This window comes from Ralstonia sp. VS2407, assembly GCF_052950655.1.
The window spans coordinates 1-515 of record NZ_JBRFVG010000153.1 but is presented as its reverse complement, the minus strand read 5'-3'; the positions used below and the strand labels follow the sequence as shown (position 1 = coordinate 515).

The following is a 515-nucleotide window of genomic DNA, read 5'->3' as shown; positions in this document are numbered from 1 at the left end:
CGACCTGCGCGACGTCGAGCTTCAGATCGGACGCCGCGCCGGACAGCCCGCCGTGCTCGACGATTGCACCGAAAATACGCATCGCTTCCAAAAGGTTCATCATGATGGCCGTCGTCGAGCGGAGCGAACCTAATCTACTGCACGCGACACGCACGCTCAAGAGCACAGCGCCGCGCGCGCCAGGAGTACAGCTGCGCGGGCGCCGCACAAAATCCGGCCCGGTTTGACCCATTCGAATGACAGATCGTCGATACGTGTTCCAAAGACCCGCCGAAGCTGCTAGATTGCATGCTCGACGACGTTACGCGGTGCGGGCAGCCCCACGCGCCGGGCGAACGCGCGGCCACCCCGTCCGCCTCCCCGTCGCGCCGGGAGCCGGCCGCCGCCGCTGCGGCCCGTTGCGCGATGCCCGCGCAACGTCCTTCATCCGGATGTCACAAAGAGAACCGTCGCATGACACAGTTCAACCGTTCGCCTTCGCGCGCCGCGGCTGCCGCGGCCCGTCCGTCCCGACA

Annotated in this window: 1 pseudogene; it reads right to left on the bottom strand. The window is 67.2% G+C overall.

The features are described from left to right. Positions 1-100, bottom strand: a pseudogene (locus ACU8YE_RS24355) (LysR family transcriptional regulator); the annotation flags it as partial. Positions 101-515: the final 415 nt, after the last annotated feature.